This window comes from Streptomyces sp. NPDC048057, from assembly GCF_040653095.1.
Taxonomy (GTDB): Bacteria; Actinomycetota; Actinomycetes; order Streptomycetales; family Streptomycetaceae; genus Streptomyces.
In genome coordinates this window covers 12,667-34,519 of the sequence record NZ_JBEZNF010000006.1, presented here as the reverse complement: position 1 = coordinate 34,519, position 21,853 = coordinate 12,667, and the positions used below count along the sequence as shown (strand labels likewise).

Annotated in this window: 15 protein-coding genes; 7 read left to right on the top strand and 8 right to left on the bottom strand. The window is 70.4% G+C overall.

The features are described from left to right. Positions 1-19: 19 nt before the first annotated feature. The 4 genes from AB0E05_RS08340 to eccE form a co-directional block, all read right to left on the bottom strand. On the bottom strand, positions 20-2,869 hold the full coding sequence (locus AB0E05_RS08340) for an SCO5717 family growth-regulating ATPase (protein ID WP_361960648.1): 2,850 nt from the start codon (positions 2,867-2,869) through the stop codon (positions 20-22). Between the two features lie 428 nt (positions 2,870-3,297). Beyond that, a complete protein-coding gene (locus AB0E05_RS08335; RefSeq protein WP_361960646.1) occupies positions 3,298-3,531 on the bottom strand; it encodes a DUF397 domain-containing protein in 234 nt (77 codons plus the stop codon). Between the two features lie 335 nt (positions 3,532-3,866). Continuing rightward, on the bottom strand, positions 3,867-4,565 hold the full coding sequence (locus AB0E05_RS08330; protein ID WP_361960644.1) for a hypothetical protein: 699 nt from the start codon (positions 4,563-4,565) through the stop codon (positions 3,867-3,869). A gap of 8 nt (positions 4,566-4,573) precedes the next feature. Continuing rightward, on the bottom strand, positions 4,574-5,743 hold the full coding sequence (gene eccE / locus AB0E05_RS08325; protein ID WP_361960642.1) for a type VII secretion protein EccE: 1,170 nt from the start codon (positions 5,741-5,743) through the stop codon (positions 4,574-4,576). A gap of 411 nt (positions 5,744-6,154) precedes the next feature. Here eccE and eccB point away from each other — a divergent pair, with 411 nt between their 5' ends. The 7 genes from eccB to AB0E05_RS08290 all read left to right on the top strand — a co-directional run bounded on the left by eccB (position 6,155) and on the right by AB0E05_RS08290 (position 13,691). Next, positions 6,155-7,675: a type VII secretion protein EccB gene (eccB, locus tag AB0E05_RS08320; protein ID WP_361960640.1), complete on the top strand. Its 1,521-nt coding sequence runs from the start codon at positions 6,155-6,157 to the stop codon at positions 7,673-7,675. 12 nt (positions 7,676-7,687) lie between these two features. Continuing rightward, entirely contained in the window at positions 7,688-8,935 is a 1,248-nt protein-coding gene (gene mycP / locus AB0E05_RS08315) for a type VII secretion-associated serine protease mycosin (RefSeq protein ID WP_361960638.1), read from the top strand. Between the two features lie 435 nt (positions 8,936-9,370). Continuing rightward, positions 9,371-9,796, top strand: a complete 426-nt coding sequence (locus AB0E05_RS08310; RefSeq protein WP_361960636.1) for a hypothetical protein — start codon at positions 9,371-9,373, stop codon at positions 9,794-9,796. Between the two features lies 1 nt (position 9,797). Further along, positions 9,798-11,609 (top strand): hypothetical protein, encoded by a 1,812-nt coding sequence (locus AB0E05_RS08305; RefSeq protein ID WP_361960634.1) that lies wholly within the window; start codon positions 9,798-9,800, stop codon positions 11,607-11,609. A 25-nt stretch (positions 11,610-11,634) separates the two neighbouring features. Next, a complete protein-coding gene (mycP, locus tag AB0E05_RS08300) occupies positions 11,635-12,891 on the top strand; it encodes a type VII secretion-associated serine protease mycosin (RefSeq protein ID WP_361960632.1) in 1,257 nt (418 codons plus the stop codon). Positions 12,892-12,958: 67 nt separating this feature from the next. Then, positions 12,959-13,324, top strand: a complete 366-nt coding sequence (locus AB0E05_RS08295) for a WXG100 family type VII secretion target (protein ID WP_361960630.1) — start codon at positions 12,959-12,961, stop codon at positions 13,322-13,324. A gap of 73 nt (positions 13,325-13,397) precedes the next feature. Continuing rightward, positions 13,398-13,691 (top strand): WXG100 family type VII secretion target, encoded by a 294-nt coding sequence (locus AB0E05_RS08290; protein ID WP_361960628.1) that lies wholly within the window; start codon positions 13,398-13,400, stop codon positions 13,689-13,691. A 129-nt stretch (positions 13,692-13,820) separates the two neighbouring features. On the opposite strand, the gene AB0E05_RS08285 is transcribed toward AB0E05_RS08290, so the two are convergent. The 4 genes from AB0E05_RS08285 to eccCa form a co-directional block, all read right to left on the bottom strand. After that, positions 13,821-14,378: a hypothetical protein gene (locus tag AB0E05_RS08285; RefSeq protein ID WP_361960626.1), complete on the bottom strand. Its 558-nt coding sequence runs from the start codon at positions 14,376-14,378 to the stop codon at positions 13,821-13,823. A gap of 43 nt (positions 14,379-14,421) precedes the next feature. Further along, positions 14,422-16,683 (bottom strand): hypothetical protein, encoded by a 2,262-nt coding sequence (locus AB0E05_RS08280; protein ID WP_361960624.1) that lies wholly within the window; start codon positions 16,681-16,683, stop codon positions 14,422-14,424. Positions 16,684-16,784: 101 nt separating this feature from the next. Next, complete coding sequence (locus AB0E05_RS08275) at positions 16,785-17,258, bottom strand: hypothetical protein (protein WP_361960622.1); 474 nt, start codon at positions 17,256-17,258, stop codon at positions 16,785-16,787. A 121-nt stretch (positions 17,259-17,379) separates the two neighbouring features. After that, positions 17,380-21,354, bottom strand: coding sequence for a type VII secretion protein EccCa (gene eccCa / locus AB0E05_RS08270; protein ID WP_361960620.1), 3,975 nt, complete (start codon positions 21,352-21,354; stop codon positions 17,380-17,382). Positions 21,355-21,853: the final 499 nt, after the last annotated feature.

The window sequence follows — 21,853 nt, the reverse complement described above, 5'->3', positions numbered from 1 at the left end:
GGTCCAGTCCTGTGTCGCCCTACTGCTGAGGGGCTGGCGGCGCCTGCGGGGGCCAGCTCGGGGGCGGCGCCTGACCCGGTGCGTCGGACTGCGCCGGATCGGCGGGCGGCATCGGCTGGCCGGGCACCGGCGGCTGCCCCGGGTGGGGCTGCTGTGCCTGCTGGCCCGGTTGGGGCTGGGGAGCTGCCGGGGGTTGCTGGGGCCAGCCCTGCGGCTGGGCCGGCGGAGCCTGGTGCGCCTGGTGCGGTGCCTGCGGCGGATAGGGCTGATGGGGCGGCTGGCCACCGTACGGCTGGGGCTGCCCGCCCGGCGGATACGGCTGCTGACCGCCCTGCGGCTGACCCGGGTAGCCGCCCGGGGCCGGCTGCTGGGGGTAGCCCGGCATCGGCGGCGCCATCGTCGGCGGGGGGTTCCCGTCCGCCGTCCACAGCCCCTGCAACTGCTGGGCCCTGGCGAAGTCCTCCGCGATCAGCGCGGAGAGGTTGAAGTACGCCTCGCGCGTCTTCGGCCGCATCATGTCCAGGTCGACCTCGGCGCCGGCGGCGAGGTGCTCGTCGAACGGCACCACGACCACGCCGCGGCAGCGCGTCTGGAAGTGCGCCACGATGTCCTCGACCTTGATCGTCTTCCCGGTCTCGCGCACTCCGGAGATCACCGTCACCGAGCGCTGCACCAGCTCCGCGTACCCGTGGGCGGACAGCCAGTCCAGGGTGGTGGACGCGCTGCTCGCACCGTCGACGGACGGGGTGGAGATGATGATCAGCTGGTCCGCGAGGTCCAGCACCCCGCGCATCGCGCTGTAGAGCAGCCCGGTCCCGGAGTCGGTGAGGATGATCGGGTACTGCCGGCCCAGGACCTCGATGGCCCGGCGGTAGTCCTCGTCGTTGAAGGTCGTGGAGACGGCCGGGTCCACGTCGTTGGCGATGATCTCCAGACCGGAGGGCGCCTGCGAGGTGAACCGGCGGATGTCCATGTACGAGTGGAGGTACGGGATCGCCTGGACCAGGTCGCGGATGGTCGCCCCGGTCTCGCGCCGCACCCGACGGCCGAGCGTGCCGGCGTCCGGGTTGGCGTCGATCGCCAGGATCTTGTCCTGCCGCTCGGTCGCCAGCGTCGACCCGAGCGCGGTCGTGGTCGTCGTCTTGCCCACGCCGCCCTTGAGGCTGATGACCGCGATCCGGTAGCAGGACAGCACCGGCGTACGGATCAGCTCCAGCTTGCGCAGCCGCTCGGCCTCCTCCTTCTTGCCGCCCAGCTTGAACCGGGACGAGGCGGAGGGGGTGCGGCTCGACTTGGCCTTCTGCCGGGTGTTGCGCAGAAGGCGGTCGGAGGAGAGCTCGACGGCGGCGGTGTAGCCGAGGGGCGCGCCCGGGACGGAGCGCTCGCGCTGGTCGTGGGTGACCGGCGTGGGCCAGGCCGTGCCGGTCCGCGGGTCGACGGGCGGCTGCTGGCCCTGCGGCTGACCGGGCTGGGGCTGACCGGGCTGTGCTTGCGCCGGCCCCTGCTGTGCGGCCGGCGGCTGCTGGGGCGGTTGCGCGGGGTACGGGAATCCGTAACCGCCGGGCTGCGGCACCGGGGGCGCGCTCGCCTGGGGGACGGCCGGCGGCAGCGGGGCCGACGGCGGCTGCACGTCGGGCTGCGGCTGCGGCGGCTGGACCGGGGGGTAGGCGTACCCGGGCTGGTGGGCCTGGGCGTCCGGTACGGGCTGGGCGTACGGCTGCTGCGGCGGGGTCGGCACCGCGGGCGGCTGCGGCGGCTGTGCCACGGGGACTGCCAGGGGCGGAGTGACCTGCGGCGCCTGGTGCGGGAAGCCGTAGCCGCCCTGCTGGTCGGGCTGCTGCTGGGGCGGCTGCGCGGGGTGCGGGAATCCGTACCCGGGCTGCGGGTCGGCCGGCGGCTGCGGAGGGCCGGCGTGCGGCGCGGCGGGCAGCGGGGGCGGCGCGGACTGGTCGGACGTCTGCGGCGACACCGGCCACTGGGGCGCGGACGCGGGGGCGGCGGGCTGGAACGCGGGCGGCAGCGGCAGGGGCGAGCCCTGCGCCGGCGACCAGTGCGGCGCGGCGCCCGACGCGGCGTCAGACGCGGCATCGGCGATCGGGGCGGACCCCGGCGGAACGGCTGGCGGCGGGGGCGTGACGTCTTGAAGGGCGTCGGCGCCGTGGTGACCGTCTTCGGGGGCCGCGTCGACACCGGCGTCGGCGTCCGGCGGACCCGGCACGGCGGGGGCGTCGTCGTCCGCGGCGGAGGCGGCGCTGTCGCCGGTGGCCGGGTCGGCGTCGAGAGCGGCGTCCTGAGCCTGGTCCGTACCGTCACCTGACGGTGCGTCGACCGGGTCGGCGTCGGCTTCTTCCTCGGCCCGGCGCGCAGCGGCGTCGCGCTCCGCGATCTCGCGCTTCAGCGCGGCGGGGGAGAAGCGCATGGTGGCACCGCTCTCCACGTCACCGCCGCCGAAGGGCTCCGCGGCGGGGTCGGGGTCGGCGGCAGCGGCCGGCCGTACCGGAGCGGGAGCCGGGGTCGGAACCGCAGGGACGGGCGGCGGAGGCGGAGTGACGGCCGACGGCTCGGAAGCCATCGACGTCGGAGGCTGGGCCTGCGCCTGCTCTGGGGACGGGGTGGACGGTGCAGGGGTGTTCGGCGTCCACTGCGGCTGGAAGCCGCCGTCCGAGGGGAGCCCCGGCACGGCGACCGGCGGGCCGTTCGGCGGGGGCGGCGGCGGAGCGTGACCGCTGTCCCCCGACGCGTTCTGCGTGTACCAGGCCGGCGGGGTGTAGTCGATGGTGAACTCACCCGTCATCTCGGCGGGATCCGCGTCGGACTCGTCGGCGGGAAGGTCCCATCCCCCGCGGATCCCGTCCCGATCGCTGTTCACTGTGCCTCCTGGTGTGGTCGAGCACCCTGGGTGCCGTTGCGGGGTGGGGGGCGACCGCTGTGTCCCGGTCGGCCCGCCCCGTCGTGCTGCGGCGGGGTGCTCGCGGGTTCGATCCGCCGCTTCTTACCACCCTAAACGCCAAGGACGACAGGCCGGCAGGCCCGAGTGCCCTCCGACCGCGACACCGCAGGCCGCTCGGGGTTCCCCCGCGGGCGGCACGTGGCGGGGCACACGGAAGGCGACCGGGCAAACCGGTACAACTCCCTGGGAAACGCTGGCTCGATCCGTGGCCGTGAACACCCGGCGAACACCGCCCAACAATCCGGTCTCGGTGTCGTGACCGCCGGTCCGTCCGGCAGCGGCGCGCGCCGGGCGCACGACCACCGCGCACCGCCGGCGCGTTCACTCCGTCGAGGCCCGCCCGCGCGTCAGCGCAGGTCGAACTCCCCGTCCCGGGCCCCGAGGACGAACGCCCGCCACTCGGCCTCCGTGTACCGCAGCACCGTGTCCGGGTCCAGCGACGACCGCATCGCCACCGCGCCGCCCGGCAGATGGGCGATCTCGACGCGCTCCTCGTCCTCGCTCGTGCCCGGCGCGCTCACCCACTCGACACCGGAGATGTCGAGGGCGTACAGCTCGTCCTTCTCCTGTTCGCTTCCCACCGGTCACGCTCCCCTTCGTCGTCACAGCTGTCGCAGTCGCGTCACGGCACCGAAGCCGTCCGGGGCGACGGGCCGTCCCGCAGCGCACCGTTGAGGGGATTTTAGGGTCATCGCCCCCACCGTCCGGGGCGAGACCACGGAAGATCCCCGTGAACTCCCGTCGTGCTCCCCGCCGGCTTCACGCCGACGGAACAGAACGGAACGCATGTGCCACCGAACGGGCGGCGGCGTCGAAGACCCGTACGGACGAGGCCCGGCGAGCCCCGTCCGTTGCGGCGGCGGCGTCCGCGTCGAGAGCGGCGGCGCCGAGAGCATCGGCGTCGAGAGCGTCCGGGTCAGTCCATGCGTCGGGCGACGCCGAGCAGTCCCACCTCGGCGTCCGTACCGCTGGTCATCACCCAGTGCCGCTCCTGGCCGGCGCACCACAGCGTCACCCCGTCCGCCAACGTCGGCAGGGCACCGGTCTCCGCCTCCGACAAACCGAGGATCCGACCGATCTGCTCGGCCTCCTGGGGCGACACCCGCTGGACGCCCACCAACGTGGCGGCGCGCAGCAGCCGCGGCGCCACCGGGCTCAGATACGGCAACAGGGTCAGCACCGACTGCCAGGGCGCCGAGACGACCCGCCCGCGCGGCGGACGCATGCCGCAGTCGCGGATCACCACGACCGGGCTGCCGACGGTCGCACCCATCGGCGGCACCCGACCCACTTCGTACAGCGTGATGCAGTCCAGCCCCGCGCCCGCGGCCTGCGCGAGCCCGGTCCACGCCTGGGCGCGGCCGGTCTCCACGGCCACCCGGGCACCCGTGCCCGCCGCCCGCAGCGCCATCACCTGCGCCGTCCACAACCCGCCGATCAGCACGACGTCGTACGGTGTCGAGCGGTGGAAGCCCACCATCAGCGGACGGCTCTCGGTGTCCTCGCCGATCACCACGCCGTCGTCTCCGACGGGCAGCGACAGCGCGCCGAGGTGGTCGGCCGCCACCGTGTGCCCCGGGTGTCGCGGCCCGACCAGCCGGCGCACCGCTCCCATCACTCCGCTCACTGGGCACCGCCCAGCGGCAGCGTGGCGAAGGCCCCCGGCAACTGCTCCCGGTCCAACCGGACGAGACCGACCTTCGCGGTCCGCGCGTGCTGCTCCAACGTCCTGCGCACCCCGATCAACTCCGTGTCCGAACCGCCCGTCACCCGGACGTGGCCGGCCACGGACAACGCTCCCTGACGCACTCCCCGCCGCACGGTGACGCTGAAGGTCGTCGCGTACGCGGGTGCGGCCGTCAGCAGCGACACCACCTTCGGCAGGGGGGCCGCCCCGCGCCCCAACTCCGGCCAGCGGCCCACCGCGTACGTGGTGTGCCAGCGGTCGTCACAGCGCCACACCCGCGCCGTCTCCGCCGTCCGTTGCAGCGGCGTCGCGTCCGGCCGGCTCGCCCGCACGGCCAGCCGCGGGCTCGCACAGACGGCCGTCGCGAGCGTGGAGTTCAGCTCCTGCTGGTCCAGGACCACGGCCTGGAAACCTGCGCCGGCGACCCGGCTCGCGATGTGGTCGGCGACCCGGACGAGACAGCGCTGGGCGCCCTGGACGCCACCGCCGCGCGCCTCCACGGCCTCCCGGCACAACTCCGGATTCAGCTTCACCGCGACCCACGTCATCCGCAGCGCCGGAGCACCGGTGCGCTCCTGGAGCGGTGCGTACGACAGCCGGGCGACCGACTGCTGCGGCAGGTGCGGCGCCGGCGCGGAACGTACCTGCTGCACCAACTGCACCGACTCCACCACGATGTCGTCCACCTCCAGCGCACCGCCGAGGAGGGTCAACGGCAGCGACCGGGCGCCGAACGCGGGCCGCAGCGCGGCACCGCTCGCCTCGACCCGTACCACCGCGGTGAGGAACGTGCCGTCGCCCAGCATCCCGACGGTGCGCCGGTTCTTGTCGACGTACGGAGACGGGCGCAGCTCCGGAACGCCCTCCACCACCGGTGCGATCGACGGATCGGTCTCCGCCGGCGCCGGGCCGGCGATCCGCTTGCGCGCCCGCAGCGCCAGAGCCGTCGCCAGCCAGTCCTGGACGGACTGGCCGCGGCGGCGGATGAAGGCCAACAGCACCAGCACGCACGCCACGGCGACCGCGGGGATCAGCCACAGCCCGCCGAGCACCGCGCCGACGGCCGCGAGGCCGAGGGCGATCTCGACGAGCGCGAGCTGACGCAACTGGAGCGGGCCGACGCGGCTCGTACGGGACAGCGGGCGCAGGGTCGTCTTCGCGGGGGCGGGCGTCGGCCCGCCCGATCCGCCGCTCCGGCCGCCCTGCGGAGCGCGAGGTCCCCGGGATCCCCGGGACTCCCGGGAGGAGCTACGACCCCGATCGCCGCGCGCGCCCTGCGCGCGTCGTTCGGGCGTTCGCCCATTTCGCGCGCGCGTCCCCGTTGCCATCGCCGCGATGCCCCCTCGTGTCCGTAATTCCCAGAATTCCTAATTTCCACTGGGTGTTGACAGGCCGATCACCCTACCTGAGCGGTGCGTCACCGGCTTCAGCAGGCATAGTAGGGGCCGATACGGCGGCAGGCCGATTCGATGAACAGGGGAGCCTGGCCGCGCAGCGGGGAGAGGGACAGCGGACAGATGGCATCACGTCGGGACGAACTCAACGCCTACACCTTCGCCAAACGGCGGTTGGTGGCGCAGTTCCTCCAGCCCAACGCCACCGGCTCGGAGGAGGGCGCACCGCGCCCGCTGCGCGCGGTGGTGCCCGGAGCCATCATCGGCGTGGTGATCCTCGCCGGGTTCGGAGCCTGGGGAATGTTCAAGCCCGTGGCCCCCAAGGGCTGGGACAAGCCGGGTGAGAACGTGATCGTGGCCAGCAAGTCCACCACCCGTTATGTGGTGCTGGAGACGGACGGAGAGAAGCAACTCCACCCCGTTCTCAACATGGCCTCCGCAAAACTTCTCCTGAATCTCGACAGGGGGAAGGTGATCAACGTCTCCGAGTCCGTCCTCGACAGCGGGAAAATCCCGCACGGCGTCACCGTGGGAATTCCCTACGCGCCCGACCGGCTCCCGAAGGCGAAGGACGCGGGCACCGCCAAGCGGTGGGCCGTGTGCGAACGTCCCGGCGAGGGGCGGGGGGCGACGACGCAGAAGGCGGCCTTCGTCCTCGCTGACCGGGAGAAGGGGTTGGTCGACAACGGCAACCGCCTCGCCGGCGGCGAACTCCTCTACGTCGAGGCCGAGGGCGCCGAGTACGTCGTGGACGCGAACGGCACGAAGTACGCCCTCAAGAAGGGCGACGACCTGGTGCGCCAGCTCGTCGTCGGGCAGGGCCGCACGCCCCAGAAGGTCTCCGAGGAGTGGCTGCTCACCCTGCACGACGGCCAGGAGATCGGCATGCCGGAGATCGACGGCACACCCGGAACCGGCGCCGACGTCCCCGGCCTGGAGTCCGGCCTCGCCAAGGTCGGCATGATCCTCCAAGCGACGGACGGCACCAAGGAACAGCAGTACGTCGTCCTCAAGGACCGGGTGGCCCCGATCTCCGACTTCATGGCCAAGCTGCTCATCAACAGCAAGCCGCTGAAGGACCTCGACCAGAACGGGCAGGCCCGCAAGGTGAGCGCCTCCGAGTTCCAGGCGGGCGCGCCGTTCGGCAACGACAGGAAGTGGCCCCAGAGCGCGCCCGTCGCCGTGAACGAGGCCGGCGCGGGGGACAGCAAGCGCAACGCGGTGTGCAGCGTGCTGCGCGACGTCGACGAGGACAAGGGCACCACCACCCTGAGCACCTGGGCGGGCACCGACTTCCCGGCCCAGCTGCCGATCGGGTCGTCCAGCGCGTACGTCACCCCCGGATCGGGGCTGCTGTTCCGCCAGTTCCAGGGCGAGGCCACGAACGTCGGACTCCTCTTCCTCGTCACCGACACCGGACTGCGCTACGCCATGCAGTCCAACAGCGACAGCGCGAGCGCCGACTCCGGCGCCGGCTCCGACGAGGAGAAGAAGAAGCAGTTGGAATCGCAGACCGAACTCGCCCAGCGCCAGCTCGGGTACAAGAGCGTGGATCCGGTGCCGGTGCCCAAGGCGTGGACCGAGTTCCTGCCGAGGGGGCCGCGGCTGTCGACGGGCGACGCGAACCAGCCCCAGGGATCCTGAGGCGGGCGGCAGATGACCCACTCCACCACCACCAGCGTCGTGAGTCGTGGCCGTCGCGTCGCCGTGGTGACCGCGGCCACGGCCCTTGCCGCAGTCGGCCTGCCGATGGCCCCGGCCGCCGCCGACACCACCCAGTGCGAGCCCACCAAGCTGTACAAGGGCGTCCCCTGGTCGCTCCAGCGCGTCATGCTGGAGGAGCTGTGGAAGCAGTCGACCGGGAAGGGCGTGAACGTCGCCGTCATCGACACCGGTGTCGACATCACGCATCCGCAGCTCAGGGGCGCCGTCGACGCCAAGAGCGGTGCGAACCTGCTGCCCAAGAAGAACAAGAAGGGCGAGGAGATCAACGTCGGCAAGGCCGACGGCACGGACGACGCCATCGGGCACGGCACCAAGGTCGCCGGCATCATCGCCGCCCGCAAGATCGACGGCTCCGGCTTCGTCGGCCTCGCGCCCGGCGCGAGGATCATCCCCATCAAACAGAACGACGCCGACGGCAACGGCAGCGCGAGCACCCTCGCCGACGCGGTCGATCACGCCGTGGCCAAGGGCGCCCACGTCATCAACATCTCCCAGGACACCGCCGGAGCGGTGGAGCCGGACACCGTGCTGAAACGGGCCATCCAGCGCGCCCTCGCTGAGAACATCGTGGTCGTCGCCTCCGCGGGCAACGACGGCGGCGGCGGCAACATCAAGCAGACGTATCCCGCGTCGTTTGACGGCGTCCTCGCGGTCGCGGCCTCCGACCGCAACAACGAGCGCGCTCCCTTCTCGCAGTCCGGCGACTTCGTCGACATCGCGGCGCCCGGCGTGGACATGGTCAGCACGGTCCCTGGCGGGGGCCACTGCGCGGACAACGGCACCAGCTTCTCCGCGCCGTACGTCGCCGGCATCGCCGCCCTCATCAAGGCGAAGCACCCGAAGTGGACCCAGCAGCAGATCGTTGCGCAGATGCAGCAGACCGCGGAGCGCGCCACCGGGGGGCAGGACAACCGCGTCGGCTGGGGAGTGGTCGACCCCTTGCGAGCCCTGACCGAGGACGACGAGCCGATCGAGAAGCCCACCAAAGGCGGCGAACTCACCCAGGCCAAGGGACCAACCCCGGCCAAGTACGACTTCGGCGAGACCGCGGCGGAGCGCAACGCCCGCCTCGCCACGTACGTGGTGATCGGCGGCGGCGTGCTCGTCGCGGCGGTCGCGGGGGGCGCGGTGGCGGTGCGCGACGCCCGGAGGCGGGCCGGGCGCGTGGCCGGGGGCTGACGAGTCTGGTGCGTGGCTGCGTCAGCCGTGGCCGTGTCGGTAACCGAGCCCGTGGGCGTTCCGTAGCCGCGTATCCATCCGTAGCAGGGGGAACGCTTTGGGGAGAAACCGAGGAGACGACCGCTCCAAGAGGACGCCGGTGAAGCGGACATGATGAGATGGGTGGCGCAACCGCGTGCGGACGTGGCCACGTCCCCGCCTCGGGTCGGTGGGACGGATCGACAGACGGGCCCGGGCCTTCCTGCGCCGGCTCCGGAAGTCGGATGACGTGTATGTCACTTGGGACTGTCATAGCTAGTGGCTAAAGTGGTATGCGGCCTGGAAGATGGCCGATTCGCCACGCTTGCAACGTGGTGTAGCTGGATCAACGGGGAGGAACGGGCATCGTGGGCATCGTGGGTTATCCAACCGACGGCGGGGTCCGAGGGCAGAGCCATGAGTGACTTCGTCAAGGGGATCGCGGCACTCAGCAGTTTCCAGGGCAAGGTGAACGGCATCCTCGCGGACCTGAACAAGGGCCCGGGCGGCAAGACGGCGATCTCCGAGCAGAGGGTCCCGCGCGGAGCCCTCAGCGGGGGCAATGCGCCGTTCGCCGAGGCCGACGGCCTGTTCACGCAGTACAACCGCGTTCAGCAGGCGCTGGCCGACCTCTCCCGGGATCTCGGGTTGCAGATCGAGGCGCTGAACATCGCGGTACACGCGGCGGACGTCGGCACGGACAACGTGGACGAGGAGCGGCGCCGCCGGTTCGCAGAGATCCAAACGCTGCTCGACCGGCCGAAGACGGACGGCAAGGGCACGGGCGAGCCCGGTACGCCGAAGACCGTTCAGGACAAGTCCTCTGGATCCGGGTGGTCTTGACATGACCGAACAAGAGAAGAACACCAAGCCACTGACGCCCGAGGAGCAGGAGAAGCAGGACCTCGCCCAGGCGCAGACACAGAACATCTTCACCGACGTCACCCGTGTGGTCGGCTCCGTCTTCGGCGGCAACGGGCCCCATGCCCGTACCGACTTCGAGGGACACGACCTCAACGTGATGGTCGATCTGGTGGGGAACGCCAAGCCGGTCGACCTCGAAAACGCGGGCGAGAGCCTTCGGAAGGCGCGCGACGACCTCAAGAAGGCCAGCCGGGAGCTTGAGGCCGAGATCGGGAAGGTCCAGTGGGAGGGCGAGAGCGCCGAGGCGTTCCGCGAGTTCGGCAAGGCCCTCGCCGCCCACGCCGACGGGCTGGGCGCCTTCGCGGGGATCGCCGGGACCCAGATCACGGCCGCGGGCATGGGCCTGGCCTCGGTGCGCAGTTCGATGCCGCCACGGGACATGCGCACGGTGAAGCACGACGTGCGGACGATGCCGACGCCGCAGCAGGTCGACACGAACCCTGACTTCGCTGCCGCGAAGAAGGTCGAACAGGACCGCCAAGAGGCCATCAACCAGATGAACCGCCTGGCGTCGTATTACGCGGTGTCGGAACAGACGTTGGCGAATCAGGAAGCGCCGAAGTTCGACAAGATCCTGAAGGCGGACGTGCCAAGGCCAAGGGGGCGGGTCAGGCTGCCTTCGAACACGGACCGGTCCGGCGTCTCCGATTCGCGCAAGGCCAACATTCAACCGGCGCGTAGGTACGGCGATGAGGCGGGGCCGAGGAACGAACGGCCGACGGAGATCCCCGGTACTCCTCCGTCGGCCAACGTGGAGCGTGACCCGGCAACGGTGATCGACAGTGTGGCCCCGCCGGTGGCCTCACCTCCGACGAATCCCAACAGTGCACCTCCCGTGACGCCTGTGGCACCGGCGACACCGCCCACCGGGCCGACGGGTAGTCCGCCCGTTGCTCCGATCTCGCCCGTCGGCCCCGTGACAGGGCCGGTGACCAGCAAGACCGGGGGACCGGTGCCCACGTCTCCGGTCGTCTCGAAGGCCCACGGTGGCCCCGGGAAGACGACGGGTGCGCCTCCCATCACGGCCACCGGACAGCCCGGAGTGCCGGGGCGTCCGAACATCACGGGGACCCCCACCACGGCCACACCGTCGGCCAACGGTCCGGTTGGACGGCCCACGGGTCCCATGACCGCTGGCCCCTCCTCGCAGGGGCCCGTTGGGCGCAACGGGGGTCCTGGTGCGGGTGGTCCGTACACCAACAACCAGCAGCAGATGCTCGGTCGGCCGAACACGACGGGTGGCCCCATGCAGGGTCAGCCGGCGACCGGGCGGACCGGCGGCCCCGCCGGGACACGCCAGGGGCAGGGCATCTTCGGCGGCACGCCCCAGCAGCGGGCCACCTCCAGCCCTGCCGGGTCCCGTGTGCCCAAGGGCACGGTGATCGGCGGCGAAGGAACCGGCGCGACCCGGGCCACGCAGGGACGACCGGGACAGTCCGGCGTGGTCGGCGCCAACCCGATGGGGAACGCCAACCGGCCCGCGGGACGCGGAACGCCCAGCGTGAACGGAGTCGTGGGTGCCCCGCGTCAGGGGGGGAGCGGAGGCAATCCCCGGCCCGGGAAGAGCGGATTCACGACCGGTGGATCCGGGCTCGTCGGCGGACGTCCCGGTCGGAAGCGTTCCGACAAGGAACCGGAAGAGAACGAGTCCACGCGCCCGGACTACCTGACAGAAGACGAAGAGACGTGGACGGCCCGGCGGCGGGACACCACGCCGCCGGTCATCGAGTAGGCACACGGAAGGTTCGGAAGTCAGGATGACGGCAGGAATGTTCCAGGCGCGGCAGTCGGGCGCGCCCCGCGCCCTGCGGCGAGGTTTGCTGTGCTCGCTGGCCACCGCATGCGTATGGGCCGTTAGCGTTCCAACGACTGCCCCAGTCGCCATGGCAGCACCTGGGCAGCCTAAGCAGTGGTACCTGGACGCGATGGGGGTCGAAGACCTCTGGAAGGTCTCCACCGGTAAAGGCATCAAGGTCGCCGTCATCGACACCGGGGTCAATCCCTCGACGCCCTCTCTGAAGGGGCAAGTGCTCAAGGGGCTCGACGCCACTGGCGCAGCTGGTGACGAGACTGACGACTACGACGGCCACGGAACAACCATGGCCGAGCTAATCGCTGGTACTGGTAAGGGGAGCGGCCTCCAAGGGCTCGCCCCCGATGCCAAGATCCTTCCCATTCGGATTTCCGATACAGAGTTCCAGAACAGTCAGAAGACGAACGCGCAGGACACCGTTGACGCCATCAGAGCGGCGGCAGACAGTGACGCGCAGATCATCAACATGTCGTTTGCCAGCGATTACTCATCTAGCGATGAGCGGGCAGCGGTGGAATATGCCGCAAAGAAGGGAAAACTCTTCTTTGCGGGTTCTGGAAACAATGCCAAGCAAGGCAACAAGCCCCAGTATCCGGCTGCCTATCCGGACGTCATCGGCGTAGCCTCGGCTGACAATAAGGGAACCGTCTCCAACTACTCCCAGCACGGTGACAACGTGGACATTACCGCTCCTGGTAGTGACATCCCGGGCTGGTGCGACAAGACGTTTAAGTCCTATTGTGGCGGCGATGGCGGAACCAGTTCCGCCACCGCCATCGCCTCCGCATCCGCCGCCCTCGTCTGGTCGGCCCACCCCGACTGGACCGCCAATCAGGTCCTGCGTGCCCTCATCGACACCGCAGGGCGCGACTGGGCCAAGGACACCCGCAGCACGTACCTCGGGCACGGGCTGATCCGCCCGCGGCAGATCCTCGTCGACAAGAAGGGCGACCCCGGTGCTCCGGACGTCAGCCCCTTGACGAACCAGAAGACGGGCGGCGCTCCCGCGTCCACCGCACCGTCTGCACCAGCCTCGTCACAACCGCCGAAGGGCGATTCTCAGGACGGGGCCGCCGTGGCAGGCTCCAGCAAGAAGAGTGAGGACGGCGGCAGCTCGACCGGCCTCATCATCGGCGGAGTCGCGGCCGTGGTCGTCGTCGCGGGAGGGGCCTTCTTCCTCCTGCGCCGTCGCGCCGCCTGACCGCGTACCGCCCCCACGCACCACCACGCACAACCTCAGTTCGACAAAAGGAAAGGAATACGGGGACATGGCAGGAGTCCAGAAGGTTGGAGACCAGAGTCTCAAGGGTTTCCAGGACGAAATCTCCCGGCAGTTCGATGACATCAAGGGGCAGGTCCAGCAGCTCCAGGGCGTCATCGACAGCCTGGAAGGCCGCTGGAAGGGCATCGGAGCCGGTGCCTTCGACGTGAAGCAGGCGGAGATCAACCAGGGCATGGTGCGCATCGCCAAGCTGCTGGCGGACTTCCAGGAAGCGATCGGGGTCACGCGTACCACCGCGGCCAACACGGACGACGACGTGCGCGCCTCCATGCAGGGCGTCGACGCGTCGGCCGGTGCGGGCGGCTCGGGCGGCGGCGGGGGAGCTCCCTCGTCGAAGCTCGCCGCGTACTGAGCCGCGCTGTGCCGTACGCGTACGGCAGCTCACCCCGCAGACCCCTCATTTCCACAGCTAGTTGGAGGACCCCATGTCCGACCCCGGCATGATGCTCGTGACCTACGCCTCGCTTGAGGAGGCGGCGACCACCATCGACAAGCAGGCCACACGCCTGGACGAGACCCTCGAAGCGCTGCAGAACAAGATCCGCAGCGTCTCCAGCACCTTCGAGGGTGAGGCGAAGACCGCCGCCGACGCCGCGCACAAGAAGTGGGACGCGGAGACGCGTCAGATCCACACCGCGCTGAAGAGCATCTCCCGCGCGGTCCGCGAGGCGGGCCCGGCGTACCAGGCGGGCGACAAGAAGGCCGCTGGCAACTTCTAGTCGCACTGCGCTGTGCGCACTGCGCACGAAGCAGAATCAGAACAGCAACAGGGTGGGCATGCGCGGGAGATGCCCACCCTGTTGTGCTGTTCTCGCATGCAGGCCAAGGATTCGGGCCCGCCTCGTCCGTCAGGCCGTTCTACCCTTGCCCGTGCATTCTTCTGATTCGCTCACGCCCTTGCCGTAGGCGGTAACGAGGTTCCTTACGTCTCCCTCGGTCCAATCTCCATCCTTGAGGATGACGGACCCGAAGAGTTGCTTCTTCTTGTATTCGCTCTTCGCGGGGCTAGCACAATTGATCTTGATGACCCCTCCCTTCTTCGAATGGGCGAACGAGCCGTCCGCGTTCACATCCTTCTCGGCATCGAGTGGCAGCGTGTTCAGGACGACGTCCACGATGGGGAGATCCTTCGCGCGCCACTCGGACTCGGCGGTCACGACGATGTTGCCGTCGGCGATGACCAGGCAGGTCTTCCGCCCGAAGGTGTTGGCGCTCGCCCGCGTTGTGACTTCGTCCGCGGACGGGAGCACCGCTTCAAGGACGTCGGAAGGGACGACTACGCCGCAAAGCGACTCCGGAACGGCGTAGGTCTTCTTTGCCGGTTCGTCCGAGCTGCATCCGGACGCAGTGAGAACAAGGACTCCGATGGCGGCGCTGCTGGCCGCTCTTATGCGGGTTGGATCCATGGCAGCTGCTACGACTCCTCGTCGTGTGGTGAAGGCCCTTGCATTACGCGGACGGGATTTCCGTGGTGAGGTCGTCCGCCATGTGCTGGGTGTCCTTGGACGCCTCGGAGAATCCGAGCTTGGTACCCCGCAGAGCCCACTCGCTGACCTGGTCCTGGTCGTTCGTTCCATGGGCTTTCGCCGCTGTCGAGGCGGCCATTTGGGCGTGGTCCATCGCGCTTCTCTCGCTCGCTGCCCAAAGATCCGCGGCATCTCGCCCCGCGTTCTGGAGCGCGTCCGTCTCGGACTGTTTGAAGATCTCCTCCAGTACCACGCTGCCGACGGTGCCCGCCACGCCGCCCGCGATCGCGCCGCCGACCGGTGTTGCGATGAAGCTGACGCCGACGCCGACGCCCGTGCCGATCGCGCCCGACCACAGGGTCTTCTGCTGGTCGATCGATTCGGTGAAGGCGCTCACCTCCTGTGCCGCGTCCCCCACGACGGCCTCCTGGCGGCCGATGGCCAGGGTGCCGTTGACGTGGCCGGCCTGTTGGGCGATGGCCTCGACCGTGTGTTGCGGCGGGTGGGGGAAGCGGCGGTCCTCCGGGAGGTTCGGGTTGAGGTGGTAGTCCATGAGGTCGGCCGTGTACTTCGCCTGGCCGACCTCCACCGCCGCGTACGCCTCCGGGGACTGGCCGATCGTGACCAGGAACCGGGTGGTGCTCACCGCGTCCAGGTCGGCGGCGGCGCCCGCGACCGGGAAGAGCAGGTCCGTCTTGCCGTGTACGTCACCGCGGAGGACTCGGTTGATGTCCGGCAGGTACTCCGACGTGATCTGCCCGATGCTGTCGCCCATGTACATGTGGTCCGTGAACCGTTCGGGCTCGTCGGCGATGGACTCGACCAGGCTCTTCATCAGGGCGGCCTGCTGTGGAGTGTGGGCGGGGGTGTCCGGGGTCGGGAGTTCGCCCGCCGGGTGGCCGGTGATGGCCGACTCCAGGGCCTCGGCCATGTAGTCGCGGCCGGTCTTGGCGTCGTTCTCGCCTTCGCCGGGGCCCTCGGGCCAGTCGCGCTCCTCGAAGAGGTACTGGAAGTTGCTGAGTTCCTGCTTGCCGTCGTCGTCCGTGGTGAACGGTTCGCCGAAGAAGTCCGTCGCCGCCCCGGGGCTGTTGGCGAGCGCCTTCATGAAGCCCGTCATGGGGTCCGAGCCCGAGTCGCCGCCGGTGCGGTTGAGGAGCGGGTCCCCGGCCATGTGCTGCCATCCCATGGGGACGTGGCTGCCGTTGTCGCTCAGCTTCTTCTCGGTCTTGACGAGCTCGGCGCCGTACTCCCCGAGGAAGTGGTCGTCGAAGTCGCCCCAGCGCATCAGGTTGCTCATCACCTGGGCGCCCATGACGTGGGTGTCCCGGTTCAGCGGCTGGCCGGCGAGTTCGACCATCTCGCCCCTCCACCTCGTCATGGCGAGGGTGTCGCTGTGCGAGGCGGTGGCCATGGTGAGACCGAGGTGCTTCTGCAGGTCGTCGAGGTCGCCGGCGCGACGGCTGGTGAGTTCCATGTTCCGCTGCGAGTCGTTCAACCCGGCCCAGAAGTCCAGGGTCCCCTTGGGGCCGAGCGCGGTGGCGAAGCGCTCCGCGAAGAGTTCGTCGGTGCCGTACTTCCTCAGGCCCGCGTTGATGGCGTCGAAGTCCTCGACGGACAGGTCCGCGGGCCTCTTCTTCGCCAGCGCCGCGAGCCGGTCGGCTTCCTTGAGCGCGTTGGCGCCCGCGTCCCGGTCGGCGTACCGGGCGCCGGAGAAGCCGTGGTCGGTCTGGTCGACGAGGGCCTTGAGGACCCGGGCTGCGCTCGTATCGCTCTCGGTGGCCTTGTCGAGGACGGCCTGGATCTCGTCGCGGAGGGTCGTGGCGTCATCGGGAGAGCCGGCGGGGACGTCGGTCCCCTTCGCCGCTCGATCGGGATGGACGAGTTTCGTGACGGTGAAACCGCCGTCGGCAGTCGAGGCCACCGTGAGGTTCTTGCTGCTGGCGCGCTCCAGCGCTGCCTTGAGCTGACCCTGGAAAGTCTGCAGCTCACCACGCGTGTCCCGCAGGATGTTGCGGATGGAGGTGGCTTGGGCGTTGGCGTCGGAGAACTCCCCCGCCGTCTTGCCGATGAACTGACGTGACACCTTCGCGTTCACACCGGACCAGTTCGCCTTGTTGGCCCGGGTACGGAGCCCCTCGTGGGCGCTGTCCGCCAACTCTTCCAAACTCTTGACGACCTTCGACCAGTCGTCCACCGCGTTGTTCAGCGACTCGAAGTTGAATGTGCGTAAGGACTCGAATTCCAAGGGTGGCTCCACTGCCTTCTGTGCGTCCAACCGTCTGCCCGGCGATCGGTCCGTCGAGCAGGGGGCTGCTCGTCGCCTTGCGGCGCGGACCTGGAAATCGCCTACGTCTTCTTCTTGCCCGCGGGGGCGTACGACTCGTCGAACCCCCGATCAAGCACCCCGATGCTGCTCATGTTGCGCTTGATGTGCTCGTCGTCGTCCTTGTGCGTCTTCTTCGTGAAGTCCATGTGGTTCGAGATGTGCGCGCAGGCGTCCATGAGCGAGCCGAGCTGCTTGTCCCAGCGGGCGGCCACGTGCCTGAGCGCACCGCCCAGCGCGAAGGACTTGCCGACCAGGTCGTCTGCCGCCCGGCCCGTGCTGCGCGCCACCGGCGTCCGCGCCTCCGGCCAGAGGCGGCCATGGAGCTTGAACGCGTGGTCACCCACCGCCGCGAGGTCGGCCTCGGACACCTTCAGGTCGCCCCGTCCACCGCCCGTGCCGCCGCCCTCGCCCGGTGGTAACCCGTTGAGCTGCATCTGCTGGTCGCCGCGTTCCGTGGCCGCCGACTTCAACTGCTCCCACTCGTCCCACGCCATGCCCAGGTTCTCCCTCGGTGCCTTCGCCGAAACAGATTCGTCCGACAGTTTTGCCAGAAGAGCTCGGCAAAAAGGTCGGGGGCGGTGCCTGAGCACCGCCCCCAACCCGTGTTGCGTACGCTCAGCCCAGATGCTCCGGCATGAGACCCGTCTGCACCAAGGGGTTCCCGCGCTGTCGCGACACGAAGATGCCCCGCCCCGGCGGCATCGGACGCATCCGCACGCCGCCGAGGATGTCGCCCTCCGTCGGATCGCCCGACAACAGGACCCCCTGTGCGCCCAGCTCCATCATCCGCTGCATGAACGGCTCGTAGGAAGCGCGACTCGCGCCCGCCGCGCTACGGGCGATGATGAACCGCACGCCGACGTCGCGCGCGAACGGCAGTTGCTCCGCCAGCCTGCCGAGCGGGTTGCCGCTGGAGGTGGACACCAGGTCGTAGTCGTCGACCACGACGTACACCGACGGGCCCCGCCACCAGCTGCGGTCCCGCAGCTGCTGGGCCGTGACGTCCGCGGACGGGGTGCGCCGCTGCATCAGGTCCGACAGGGCGTCCACGTGGTGCTCCATGTTGTTGGACATGGGCACGTACTCCGCCAGGTGCGTGGCGGGGGTGGCGTCCAGCAGCGCACGCCGGTTGTCGATCACGAAGAACTTCGCCGAGTCCCCGTCGTACCGCTCGGTCAACTGCTTGATCAGCAGCCGCAGCAGGTTCGACTTGCCCGTCTCGCTGTCCCCGAAGACCAGGAAGAACGGATCGCGCTCGAAGTTGACGAAGACCGGTTCCAGGTTGTTCTCGTCGATGGCGAAGGCGACGCCGCGCTGCGGGTTCGCGTAGCCGTTCGGCAGGTTCTCCGACGGCAGCTCGCGCGGCAGCAGCCGTACGGCGGGCGCGCCGGGCGCCGTCCAGTGGCGGGTGACCTCCTGGGCCATCGCGGACGTCGCCTCCGACAGGTCGCTGTCGGAGCTGATGCCGTCGATGCGCGGCACCGCCGCCATGAAGTGCAGCTTCTCCGGGGTCAGACCGCGGCCCGGCACCCCCGTCGGCACGTTCGCGGCCACCTTGCGGTCCAGCTCGGAGTCCATGGTGTCACCGAGCCGCAGCTCCAGCCGGTTCATCAGGAGGTCCTTCAGATTGGCCCGGACCTCCATCGAGCGGCCGGCGGCGACGACGAGGTGGATGCCGTAGCCCAGCCCGCGCGCCGCGATGTCCAGGACCGCCGGCTCCAGGCTCTCGTAGTCGGTGCGGAAGTTGCCCCAACCGTCGATCACCAGGAAGACGTCGCCCCACGGCTGGTCCGCCACCGAGATGTCGCCGCGCGCCCGCATGGAGCGGAACGAGGCGATCGAGTCGATGCCGGCGCTGCGGAAGTACTCCTCGCGCCGGGTGAGGATGCCGTACACCTCGGCGACCGTACGGCGCACCCGCTCGGGGTCGAGCCGGGACGCGATGCCGCCGACGTGCGGCAGCCCGGCGACCGCCGACATGCCGCCGCCACCGAAGTCCAGCCCGTAGAACTGGACCTCGTGCGGGGTGTGCGTGAGGGCGAACGCCGAGATCAGCGTGCGCAGCAGGGTCGACTTGCCGGACTGCGGGGCGCCGATGATCTGCATGTGTCCCGCGGCGCCGGAGAAGTCCCGGTACAGCGTGTCGCGGCGCTGCTCGAACGGCTTGTCGACGACGCCCAGCGGGACGACGAGCCGGCCCGCGCCTTCGAAACCGGGCTGGGTGAGCCCGCGGCCCTCGACGTTCGCCAGACCGGGGACGACCTCGTCCAGCGGCGGCGGGTTGTCCAGCGGCGGCAGCCACACCTGGTGCGCCTCCACGCCGCGCCCCTCCAGCCGGCGCACGATCACGTCGAGCACGGAGTCCGCGAGCGCGTCGTCCTCCGGCGCCCGGGTCTCCGGTACGACGGCGCTCGCGGCGCGCTGGACGTAGCGCACCGGCACCGGCGCGGCCGTGAACGCCACCGGGCGCCGGTCCACCGGCAGCGGTCCGCCCGCGGTGACGGTCCGGCTGCCGGCCTCGCGGTACACCCCGGAGACGTACGCCGCCTTGAACCGCACCATCTCGTCCGTGCCGAACTTCAGATAGCCGGAGCCGGGGACGTTCGGCAGCGTGTACGCGTCGGGCACGCCGATCGCGGCCCGCGACTCCGCCGCGGAGAAGGTCCGCAGACCGATGCGGTACGAGAGGTACGTCTCCAGTCCGCGCAGCCGCCCCTCCTCCAGGCGCTGCGAGGCCAGCAGCAGGTGGACCCCGAGGGACCGGCCGATCCGGCCGATCTGCACGAACATCTCGATGAAGTCCGGCATCGCGGTCAGCAGTTCGCTGAACTCGTCGATGACCAGGACCAGCGAGGGGATCGGCTGGAGCGCGGCGCCCGCGGCGCGCGCCTTCTCGTAGTCGTGGATGTTGGCGTAGTTGCCCGCGTCGCGCAGCATCTCCTGCCGGCGGTTCAGCTCGCCCCGGATGGAGTCGCCCATCCGGTCCACCAGCGTCAGGTCGTCCGCGAGGTTGGTGATCACGGCGGCGACATGCGGCATCTGCGACATGCCGGCGAAGGTGGCGCCGCCCTTGAAGTCGGCGAGGACGAAGTTCAGGGTCTCCGACGAGTGGGTGACCGCCAGGCCCAGGACGAGGGTGCGCAGCAGCTCCGACTTTCCGGAACCGGTCGCTCCGACGCACAGGCCGTGCGGACCCATGCCCTCCTGCGCCGCTTCCTTCAGGTCCAGCATCACGGGGACGCCGTCCTCGCCGACGCCGATCGGCACCCGCAGCCGCTCCGACTGGGAGCGGGGCCGCCACGTCCGGCTGACGTCGACGGACGCCGCGTCGCCCAGGTTCAGCAGATCGGTGAAGTCGAGGTTGGCGAGCAGCGGTTCGTCGTCGTCTCCGCCGCTGCCCACGCGCAGCGGCGCGAGTTGGCGTGCCAGGGCCTCCGCGGCCTCCACGCTCAGCAGGTCCGGCACCCCGTCGTACACCAGGCCGTGCCCGGACTCCAGCCGCAGCGCGTCGGGCTGCACGAGCACCGACAGGCCGCCGCGCTGGCCGGTGACCTCGCCCGGGACGACCTCGATGACGGTCACGCCCTGGAGGCCCTCCGGGGAGGCCAGCGGCGAGGTCGGTGACACCGACTGGCCGTCGAGGACGACGACCACGTGCGGCTGGTCGAGCAGCGGCTGGCCGCCGCTCTGGAAGCGGGGCCGGCCGTCGAGCCGGCCGAGCAGCAGGTCGTCGAGGTCGCGCGCGTCGGAGGTGATCAGCCGCCGGGTGCCCGCGCCGTCGCCCGCGCCGGGAGCCTGCACGTGCGGCAGCCACTTGGCCCACTCCCAGTGCTCCGCCGAATCCCGCCCGGTGGCGATCACCACGACCAGGTCGTCGGGGGAGTGCAGCGACGCCAGCGAGGCGACCAGGGAGCGCGCCGTGGAGCGCACGGAGTCGGGGCGCCCACTGACCGTCACGTGGTAGAAGGCCCGCAGGGACACCGCCATCGGCAGCCCGTCGAGGGTGCTGTGCGCGGTCAGGAACTGCCGCATGGCGCTCGCCGTCAGCGGCTCCAGCTCGTCCACCGGCGCGGTCTCGGGCGCCACGATCGGGGTGGCGAGCTGCTGTACGCCCAGCCCGATGCGCACCTGGCCGAAGTCGGCGTCGGCGACGCGCCGCTCCCACACCCGGCTGCCCTCGGCGACCAGCGCCCACAGCTGTTCGGGCGAGGGGTGGAGGTAGTACTGGGCGTCCCGCTGGAGCCGGGCGGTGCGCAGCACCTGACGCCGGGTCTGGTTGAGGTACTTCAGATAGTCGCGCCGCAGGTCGGCGAGTTCGCCCTGGGTGCCGCGCCGGTACCGGACCAGCATCGCGATCGCCATGGCGATCGTCGACGCGATCATCACCATGCCCATGATCCGCATGATCGGATTCGGGGTCATGAAGAAGAACACGACCGATCCGCCCATGCCCAGCATCGGCAGCAGCTGCATGAGCGCGCCCTCCTGCTGCCCGCGGGGCAGTTCCGGAGGGGCTTGCAACTGCAGGTGCTCGCTGGGCACCTCCGAAGGCAGGGCCCGTGGTGGGCGCTTGACGACGATCTGACTCACAAGCTCACCAATTCCCTCGCCGGGCGGATAAGTTCCTTTCGGCGCCCCCGTGGCGACGGCTTCCACCCGCGGTGAGGGATCCTACTTGCGCCGGCCCGTGCCGGTGGGCGGTAGGGTGACGAGATGCGGGGGCACAGCCGCGATCCGCCGCGAACTGCCGCGGTGAACGGGGTGCGAACGGGGCGGTCGGGCGGGGCGATGCGGAATCGTCGCGTCGAACTGACCGAACTCACCGCTGAATGCCCCGGACGAAGTGAATTCGGGTCGAGTGTCTGAATTCGGGTCGTTCGGGAGCGGTGCAAAGCCGGACCTTTGGTGCGGAGCTGCGGCGCGGGGGTCGTATGCAGGTGAAGTGTGAAGCCTCTGTATGAAGTCGGTGTGCGCGCGGACAATGCGCGCGATGACCCCGTACCAACGACCCGTACCCATGTCGACGCCGTACGCAGCGACGGCACCGCACGGGCGACGACCCCGTGCGGACGGTCCGGCCGCACGACCG

Excerpts from the sequence above, each read along its gene's own strand:
- AB0E05_RS08330 (WP_361960644.1), bottom strand. The coding sequence starts at position 4,565 with ATGGGAGCGGTGCGCCGGCTGGTCGGGCCGCGACACCCGGGGCACACG.
- eccB (WP_361960640.1), top strand. The coding sequence starts at position 6,155 with ATGGCATCACGTCGGGACGAACTCAACGCCTACACCTTCGCCAAACGG.
- mycP (WP_361960638.1), top strand. The coding sequence starts at position 7,688 with ATGACCCACTCCACCACCACCAGCGTCGTGAGTCGTGGCCGTCGCGTC.
- AB0E05_RS08310 (WP_361960636.1), top strand. The coding sequence starts at position 9,371 with ATGAGTGACTTCGTCAAGGGGATCGCGGCACTCAGCAGTTTCCAGGGC.
- AB0E05_RS08305 (WP_361960634.1), top strand. The coding sequence starts at position 9,798 with ATGACCGAACAAGAGAAGAACACCAAGCCACTGACGCCCGAGGAGCAG.
- mycP (WP_361960632.1), top strand. The coding sequence starts at position 11,635 with ATGACGGCAGGAATGTTCCAGGCGCGGCAGTCGGGCGCGCCCCGCGCC.
- AB0E05_RS08295 (WP_361960630.1), top strand. The coding sequence starts at position 12,959 with ATGGCAGGAGTCCAGAAGGTTGGAGACCAGAGTCTCAAGGGTTTCCAG.
- AB0E05_RS08290 (WP_361960628.1), top strand. The coding sequence starts at position 13,398 with ATGTCCGACCCCGGCATGATGCTCGTGACCTACGCCTCGCTTGAGGAG.
- AB0E05_RS08285 (WP_361960626.1), bottom strand. The coding sequence starts at position 14,378 with ATGGATCCAACCCGCATAAGAGCGGCCAGCAGCGCCGCCATCGGAGTC.
- AB0E05_RS08275 (WP_361960622.1), bottom strand. The coding sequence starts at position 17,258 with ATGGCGTGGGACGAGTGGGAGCAGTTGAAGTCGGCGGCCACGGAACGC.